This is a genomic window from Vibrio sp. S12_S33, from assembly GCF_963889785.1.
Taxonomy (GTDB): Bacteria; Pseudomonadota; Gammaproteobacteria; order Enterobacterales; family Vibrionaceae; genus Vibrio; species Vibrio aestuarianus.
On record NZ_CAWPQZ010000075.1, the window covers coordinates 1 to 8,177 of the forward strand.

The following is an 8,177-nucleotide window of genomic DNA, read 5'->3' on the forward strand; positions in this document are numbered from 1 at the left end:
CTATCCCTGGCTTTGGGCCACTCACCAGTCAAGCCGTAGCGGTATGGTTAGGCACAGGGAAACAGTTCAAAACGGGACGAGACGCCTCTGCTGCGATGGGGCTGGTTCCAAGGCAGAACACAACAGGTGGCAACGTGATGCTTATGGGCATCACTAAACAAGGTAACACTTACATACGGTCATTACTTGTTCATGGGGCAAGAGCAGCATTACGGCGGGCCAAATTTAAGTCTGACAAACTGAGTCAATGGATGCTTGATTTACAAGAGCGTCGCGGGCCAAATCGAGCCGCAGTCGCGCTCGCAAACAAGCTAATGCGTATCGCTTGGGCTGTCACAACAAAGCGAGAAGAGTATCAACCCTTATAAACAACCAACACCACCCTTTGCAAAGTACGTAGTTAGATGAATAACAGGATAAATCCTACACGTTGAAAACCTTCTGCTCACACTGGCTTTTAAAGTCGATAAGGTGATTAGGACTTCGTGTTCGACTGCCTCATCTTGGCCAAGGCAATAGCCGCAAAAACAGGCCGTATATATGGTAGTTAACCTGCGCTTTTAATCATACTGCAGACTTGCAAAACTGGGGGAGACCATATATGTGAGCAACGTATTACCGAAGCTACCGCATATCACCTTACACACTAAACACAACGCATAATAAAAGTGCCACGCGTTGCGAATCACTCTTAAACAGTTTGTTATGCTGCTGTTCCCAGACTTCCAAGCAAACAATTATTACTAAATAGCACCACTATTCAAGGACATTTAAGTTCTTGACCTTTAGCCGTATAAGGATAATGCTAGAGTTAAACTATACAGCTTTTAGCTAAGGATTGAACGATGTCAGAAGAACTAGCTGCTCGCGTAAAACGCCTCGAGGAACGCCAAGACGCAATTGAACAGCGTTACGTAGAATTTGTAACATTTGTTTCTGAAGAGCTTAATGCATTAGGCGACTATAAAAGCCGCACAGACAGCGAACTAACAAGTATGGGCGGTAAAATAGAACAATTGGAAAAAATTGCTGCCTTACACCAAGGAATTTTCGAGGACCAAGAGAACCGAGATAGAGCTAAATCAGTTAATAGAAGACTTAAAATTCACCAAACTCTCCTAAACAAAGAAAAAGACAGCAGGAAAAACCAGTAGGTAGACATTATGTCATTAGATGAAATTTTAAAGCGTGCTGAACACACAAAGCGACAAGTAGAACTAGAAGCGACATTCGAAACAGATGAAGCTACAAAACGACTGAATGAAATAGCACCGATTCCACGAAAAAAATGGATGGATAGTGTGACTAATCAACTATGGTTGAAACAAGGTGGTAAATGCGCTATTTGCCATGACCCAATGAGCCGCGAGAGTTTTGATGTAGACCATATAGTACCTCATTCTAAAGGTGGTGGTAACGAGAGAACAAATCTCAGACTTACACACGTGTCGTGCAACAGAAGTCGTGGCAACGATTGCGATAGACGCTCTGTAATCGAGAACCTTGAAGATAGAGCGATGAATTTGAAATAAGAATCAAAGCTTATAACTTGATTCTTCCACCACGAAATCTATTTAATTATGTGATTGCAGCATAACGCCAAATTAAGGGGTGAGCAACGCTACCACCCAACCCAAAGCATTACACCGTAACTACTAAAAGTGAAGTAGAAGAAAAAATGCCAAGCGTTGGGAATCCCTCTTAAATTGTTTGTTATGCAAATTCAATAAGATAAGCTGACTTTACTCGATCAAAAACCACAATTGCAATAGTTGAGTGATTCAAGAATCAACCCAAACAAAAGCCGTGATAAATAAGCCGCAAAAATGAAGTCTGCCTTTCAGCGACAAACTAGGCTTTTGAACCAAACTAACTCAACGAGCGAAGCCTTCAACAAATACAAAATGATCAATTAACTTGCTCTTTCCACACTTTGCGCTCACTAAATTGACAACACGCCAACGCTAAAACCGATTGAGGCAAATAAAGAATCTTGCCTGTTTTACGGTTTGAGTTAACCATGAATTTGAGGGTAAAAATGCTCATTTGCCGACAGCTCAAAACGAATGGCCGGAGAAATCCCAAAAGATTGAACCCCTAAATTTACCTGAGTTGCATAACGCCCAATTAAGGTGCGACAACGCTATAACACCCAAACTAAACCATTGCACCGTAAACACTAAATTCAAACCGGAGTGAAATCGCCAAGCGTTAGGAGTCACTCTTAAATTGTTTGTTAGGTTTTGGGCTTATTCTCCCAATGAACCCCAATCTGTTAGATTTAATTGCTTACGTCTAATGTAGTAGAAGGTTGCCATAACCAAGCCAAACAAAGTGCCAGCAAGTAACGAGATGAAAACCGCTTCTAAAACTGGTTTACCTAGCTCGTTCCACACGAAAAACCATTGAAAGATCCCCCATACAGGAGCGAAGAAAGTCACACAAAGCATAACGTTTGCAAAATAACTTTGGTAATAAGGTGGCGGAAAACACATTCCAAGTTTACGTAGCCACTTTGCAATTGGTGGATTGTAGTTCGACTTCCAAACGCCTTTGTCATTTAATTCTTTGTGAGCAAGTTGTAGCTTCGCTTCATAATCCATGATCTAAAATCCTCGAATTCGATGTTTCCCACGGAGAAACCTAACGCCCAATTAAGGGGTGAGCAACGCTACCACCCAACTTAACGCATTGTGCCATAAACACTAAATTTGAAGTAGAACCCAAAATGCCAAGCGTTGGGAATCCCTCTTAAATTGTTTGTTATGGCACAACTATCCCACGATTCAACAGAAACAGTAGTGCGACTGAAGACAAGATAATTGGACCGAAAAAATCTATAACAAACCATCGAATATTTTGACTTTTAAGAAAGTATTTATATCGACGATCAAATGTTTTCATGGAGATCAATAACTGATTTCCGACTAGAACTTTCTCCATGCGATTGATAGAGCTTACTGCCCCATCAATATCGATTTTTAACGGTTGCACTTGAGAACTAATAATTGCATCTGAACGATTTAAGTTGACGCCTTTCTCCCGCATATCGGCAATCGAATTCTCCATGCTCTCTATTCGTTGGTTTATATGAGTTAAGTGTTTATTGAGACTTCCAATCCTTTTAGCTTGAGTTGACCACCAAAAGTAAAATGTAGAGTTTCTTGGGTCAGACGGATATGGTGGTTTTATGGTTTCATCTATGTCCATATCCACGGCACGTATAAATGCCTCTTTAGCACCAGTAACCCTGACTTCCCACTCTTGAAGCGATTCATATGCACACCAAATAAAGTGAATAAGAAAATATACAACGAGAATCGATAGTCCTTTGTATAACAACGCATCAGTCAGTCCATTGAACTTTAACCCGAATATAGCTGAACTCGGGTCAATACTGACTCCACCTAACGTAATAAATAACGCAATAAAGCTTGTAATCATTAAGTTCTGACGTATTTTCTTTACGTTATCAGTAAACTCAATCTGAATCGGTGCTAATAGTATTTTCTCTACTGGTTCACTCATGAACTCTCCATTTGTGCCATAACGCCCAATTAAGTGGTGAACAACGCACTGGCCAAGCCGCTGCACTGCACCGTAAAGCACTTTACCTGACGCATAGTAAAACTGCCACGCGTTGAGAATCCACTTGAATTGCTTGTTATGTGAATTTTACCGTGAATTCAAAGTAAACCACCGTAGAAATAAAGAGATTTAAATAAGTTACGTACAAAAACGATGCTTACTAAAACCTAAATTTCACAGCGTTCTTAGCCAAAGAGAACCACTTGCAGGATCAACAACAAAGAAAGCGCCCTTTCAGCCACAACAAAATCTTTTGCTTCACCAGACTTTCAGAGCTGAACTTCAGCAAGAGAGTCAGTCAAAAAGACATTTCAATTGAAGCGATTTGAAACTGACTAAACTCAACAAAAACCAGATCCAAAACTTAATTGAGGCAACCCAAGAACCTTAAAAACGATCAATCTCAGGTTGTTCAAGAATCCATTTTGACCAAGCCAACTTGCCGAAAATACAGAACGAATTCTCAATGAAATCGTAGCTTTGACCTTAAAAACTCATCAAACACATAACGCCCTGTTAAGGTGTGAGCAACGCAATACCGATGCTGCCGCATACCACCTTAAACACTAAACGCAACGCATAGTGAAAATGCCACGCGTTGCGAATCACTCTTAAACAGATTGTTATGTTTTAAAGCTTATGCAGACTCTTTTATTTTAACCAAATCGAACAACACTCCATCTTTTTGCTCTTTAAAAACGCCTGTTGCGATTAGTTTGTCTATCGCTTTCTGCACAGCAGTATTTGTAACATCAAGCTTTCGAGCGACCGTTTTGTGTATATGCTTTTCCCACGGTTGCTGCGGAAGTTCTTTTCTAACCAACTCAATAAACTCGTCGTTGATTTCTTGTGTCGGCAAAGTCCTATGACCATTAATATTTAATTGACCACTACCTTTTCGAACCACTACAAGTTTTGTATTGCAACCACTGCAATCCAAAGTCGCTCGTTTATTCAGTCGAGTATCTACTTGACATGAAGTGCTTGCTTCACATGTTGGGCAATTAAAAGTTTCATTTTTCAATTCAGCCACTACCAGTCTAAACTTACTATGCTCATCATCGTAGTTTGAAACTAATTTAGTGCGACAGTGTTTACATGAGATAGGTTTGGCACTTCCTTTTTTACCACGCTGGCTATACTCGATATCTCCATTACAGGCAGGACATTGAGTTTTAATTCTTTCCCTTTCAGCGCTTTTAGGGTTTCTAGTAACATTGATGTGCGAACCAGTTATGTTTGCTGCTAGATTACTAACTTCTCTTTTAAGTTGATTTACACGCTTGTCAACCGCATCAACTGACAAACTATCATCATCGTAGGATTCCCATAGATGATCGACTTTCTCAATAAGGCTTAGTAGCTGTTTTTTCTGCTCTTCATTTTCCTTGCGATGCTCTTCAATTTCTTCACCGATAACGCCCTGCCAGTCACTCAGTGAAGTATCATTTACAGATTTTAACATTGCGATCATATGTATAGCACTCACGACTCTAACTGCGCGTTCGCAAGGTATACTGTCATCTGATAGCTCATCTTCCAGATAAAGACTTAGTCTATTCAACTGCTCTGATAGGTTATTAACTTTCTCCGCCGCCTTTAATGCATATGTCCTTAAGTTATCGTTATGCATTTCTTTTACTTCATTAATGGCTTCGGCGTGCTGTGAGGAACTATGAATTGAAGAAAAAAGCCACGAAGCCAAAACCGACAACACAGTTAATAGAAGGCTTAACAAAGCACTTTCTTTTGCTGACAGTGTACTAAAAGTAATTATCGCTACACATATTGCAACCCCTAGAGATAACACAATCGCAGCGTTCTTTTCTAACTTGAGTTTATTTTCACTCATAATCTATTAATAGCTCAAATGGAATGTCATACTAAAAGACTCAATTCTATATGCAACATCAAGCAATGTCATCTGTTTAGGTCGAAGTAAAAAACATAACGCTGCATTAAGGTGTGAACAACGCGACCACGAAACCAAACTTTACCACCGTAAACACTGAACTCAACGATGGAATGAAAAATGCCAAGCGTTGAGAATCACTCTTAAATGCTTTGTTAGCTTCACACCCTTCGTGAATGGTACTAAACCGCTTGATACCATTCATTGTAGTGTATATGTTAATAGCATGATTTAAAGGAGTATTATCATGAAAAAGACAAATGTTATTGCATTAGCAAGCCTTCTTACGTTTATGGCACCAGCAGCTTTAGCGGAAAAACCTGAATGGGCTGGGAAAGGAAAACCAAACCTAGAGGATGTAAAATCGATTTCCGATTTGAAAAAAGCTGAAACTCAAATTGAAGAGCGTGAAGATGAACTTGAAAAGCTAATCGAAGAAAAAAAGGAAAAGGCTAAGAAAGCTAAAAATAAGAAAGACAAAAAAGCTCTCGAGCGCGAGTTAGAAGAGCTTGAAGATGAACAGGAAGAAGTCGAAGAGCTAAAAGAAAAAGTTAAAGACAAGAAATCTGGATTCGAAAAGCAGAAAGATAAGAAAGCAGACCAAACTCGAAATGAACTGGACAAGGGCTCTGAAAAGGGTCAAGAAAAGCGCGAAGAGAATAGTAAGAAATGGTGGAAGTTCTGGGAATAGAACTTAGCCAATAAATGCCAAATACGACTTCAGGGTAATCACCTAGTTACCCTGAAACCTTCCCTTCTCAAACTCACGTTTTTCGAGTGACAGCTAACGCTGCGTTAAGTGGTGAGCAACGCGACCACAATCCTAAACCATTGCGCCTTAAACACAAAACTCAACCTAGAGCCGAAACTCCCAAGCGTTGGGAATCCGTCTTAAACGCCTAGTTAGCTGCTGCACTTAGCTAGCAAATTACGCCAAACTGCCTAATTTGAAACACATTATTGCTTTCAAACGGCAAAGTAAAACGGACAGCTGTGAAATTAAAACCTAATCCACGAAATGCGCTTGGCAAAGAAGAAATGACCGAGGAAATCACCATTACTAATCATGGTAATTTGCAAAGAATTCTATCGAAAAAGCCAGCGACAGAGCACACGAAATGAATTTAAGCATTCATGAATTTCAACAACAAAGAAGCTGCGCCAATGAACTTAACAAACACAACATTTCCCGTAAGCAGACTTCGTTAAGTTCAACCACTTCCCGAAAAGTGCCACTGGCGAGATAGTTGAGAAACTGAGATTTGTCCGGTGTGTAGCTAGAAAACCGAAAGCCTTTCCACCCTAAATTCACCGTTTTTCTTAACCCCAGCTAACGCCCAATTAAGGTGTGAAGCACGCTACCACATAACTTAACTGGAACAACGTAATCACTAAACTAAACCCAAACCAAAAATGCCAAGCGTGCTGAATCACTCTTAAATTGTTTGTTATGTATCTGCAACGCACTCGTCTATTAACAGTACACGCCACAGTTCGACACACTCTTTAGCCAGCACTAAAGCATCTATAACCTCGGACTTACAAACGATCCTGTAGCTGCATTGCATGATTGGAATTTCATCACCAAGCCTTGAAGTAAACCTTTCACACCCACCAACATATGGTTGCTCACCAGTTCTTACGTTTTTAGTTATCTTGCAATGTTTTGAACCATTGGCGAAGTCTGCACAAATCATTAACGCTTGGTGAGAGTTTATATATTTTTCAACTTTGTTTTTGTTGATACCTGCATTAATAGCCCAATCTTTAACATGAAAACAGTGAATAAAGAATGATATGACATCGTCATCATAGAATTTTTTCTCCAAATGGGGTAGCAAAGGAACTCCATGATAAATACTTTCGAGTCGTATTAGGTATCGTTTCACTAGCTCAAATTGTTCCAAAATGCCTCCTGATACATAACGCTGCGTTAAGTGGTGAGCAACGCGACCACAATCCTAAACCATTGCGCCTTAAACACAAAACTCAACCTAGAGCCGAAACTCCCAAGCGTTGGGAATCCGTCTTAAACGCCTAGTTAGCTGCTGCACTTTCGCTAGCAAATTACGCCAAAATGCCTAATTTGAAACACATTATTGCTTTCAAACGGCAAAGTAAAACGGGCAGCTGTGAAAGTAAAACCTAATCCACGAAATGCGCTTGGCAAGGAAGAAATGACCGAGAAAATCACAACACCTGAGCACTGTAATTTGCAAAGAATTCTATCGAAAAAGCCAACGACAGAGCACACGAAACGCATTTAGGCATTCATAAATTTCGACAACAAAGAAACCACGCCAACGAACTTAACAAACACAACACTTCCCGTAAGCAGACTTAGTTAAGTTCAAACGCTTCCCGAAAAGTGCCACTGGCGAGATAGTTAAGAAACTGAGAATTATCCGGTGTGTAGCTAGAAAACCCAAAGCCTTTCCACCCCAAATTCACCGTTTTTCTTAACCCCAGCTAACGCCCAATTAAGGGGTGAACAACGCCTCCACCCAAACCTAACGCATTGTGCCATAAACACTAAATTTGAAGTAGAAGCAAAAGTGCCAAGCGTTGTGAATCCCTCTTAAATTGCTTGTTATGTGTTTACTCAAAGTAACCCTCGGAAGCAATTGCAACCGATTGAAAGTACAACCCTTCACCTTCTTCTAAGTCAGGAAGAGTT

Annotated in this window: 8 protein-coding genes; 4 read left to right on the forward strand and 4 right to left on the reverse strand. The window is 40.3% G+C overall.

Annotated elements, in window-relative coordinates; translation table 11 throughout:
* The 3 genes from AACW06_RS18380 to AACW06_RS18390 form a co-directional block, all read left to right on the forward strand.
* A partial coding sequence (locus AACW06_RS18380) for a transposase (RefSeq protein ID WP_192076189.1) occupies positions 1-368 on the forward strand: 368 nt, incomplete at its 5' end.
* 477 nt (positions 369-845) lie between these two features.
* A complete protein-coding gene (locus tag AACW06_RS18385; protein WP_086468428.1) occupies positions 846-1,154 on the forward strand; it encodes a hypothetical protein in 309 nt (102 codons plus the stop codon).
* A gap of 9 nt (positions 1,155-1,163) precedes the next feature.
* Complete coding sequence (locus AACW06_RS18390) at positions 1,164-1,532, forward strand: HNH endonuclease (protein ID WP_199763539.1); 369 nt, start codon at positions 1,164-1,166, stop codon at positions 1,530-1,532.
* Between the two features lie 717 nt (positions 1,533-2,249).
* Here the strand turns inward: AACW06_RS18390 and AACW06_RS18395 are convergent.
* From AACW06_RS18395 to AACW06_RS18405, 3 genes are all read right to left on the reverse strand, one after another.
* Complete coding sequence (locus AACW06_RS18395) at positions 2,250-2,603, reverse strand: DUF6404 family protein (RefSeq protein ID WP_192076191.1); 354 nt, start codon at positions 2,601-2,603, stop codon at positions 2,250-2,252.
* Between the two features lie 160 nt (positions 2,604-2,763).
* Positions 2,764-3,528, reverse strand: coding sequence for a hypothetical protein (locus AACW06_RS18400; RefSeq protein ID WP_086468416.1), 765 nt, complete (start codon positions 3,526-3,528; stop codon positions 2,764-2,766).
* Positions 3,529-4,225: 697 nt separating this feature from the next.
* On the reverse strand, positions 4,226-5,440 hold the full coding sequence (locus tag AACW06_RS18405) for a hypothetical protein (RefSeq protein ID WP_086468430.1): 1,215 nt from the start codon (positions 5,438-5,440) through the stop codon (positions 4,226-4,228).
* 307 nt (positions 5,441-5,747) lie between these two features.
* On the opposite strand from AACW06_RS18405, the gene AACW06_RS18410 reads away from it, so the two are divergent.
* Complete coding sequence (locus tag AACW06_RS18410) at positions 5,748-6,191, forward strand: hypothetical protein (protein ID WP_192076192.1); 444 nt, start codon at positions 5,748-5,750, stop codon at positions 6,189-6,191.
* A 757-nt stretch (positions 6,192-6,948) separates the two neighbouring features.
* Here AACW06_RS18410 and AACW06_RS18415 read toward each other — a convergent pair.
* Complete coding sequence (locus AACW06_RS18415; protein WP_045626599.1) at positions 6,949-7,407, reverse strand: hypothetical protein; 459 nt, start codon at positions 7,405-7,407, stop codon at positions 6,949-6,951.
* Positions 7,408-8,177 lie beyond the last annotated feature (770 nt).

Bases quoted from the DNA above. Each gene is read 5' to 3' on its own strand.
- AACW06_RS18385 (WP_086468428.1), top strand. From the start codon at position 846: ATGTCAGAAGAACTAGCTGCTCGCGTAAAACGCCTCGAGGAACGCCAA.
- AACW06_RS18390 (WP_199763539.1), top strand. From the start codon at position 1,164: ATGTCATTAGATGAAATTTTAAAGCGTGCTGAACACACAAAGCGACAA.
- AACW06_RS18395 (WP_192076191.1), bottom strand. From the start codon at position 2,603: ATGGATTATGAAGCGAAGCTACAACTTGCTCACAAAGAATTAAATGAC.
- AACW06_RS18400 (WP_086468416.1), bottom strand. From the start codon at position 3,528: ATGAGTGAACCAGTAGAGAAAATACTATTAGCACCGATTCAGATTGAG.
- AACW06_RS18405 (WP_086468430.1), bottom strand. From the start codon at position 5,440: ATGAGTGAAAATAAACTCAAGTTAGAAAAGAACGCTGCGATTGTGTTA.
- AACW06_RS18410 (WP_192076192.1), top strand. From the start codon at position 5,748: ATGAAAAAGACAAATGTTATTGCATTAGCAAGCCTTCTTACGTTTATG.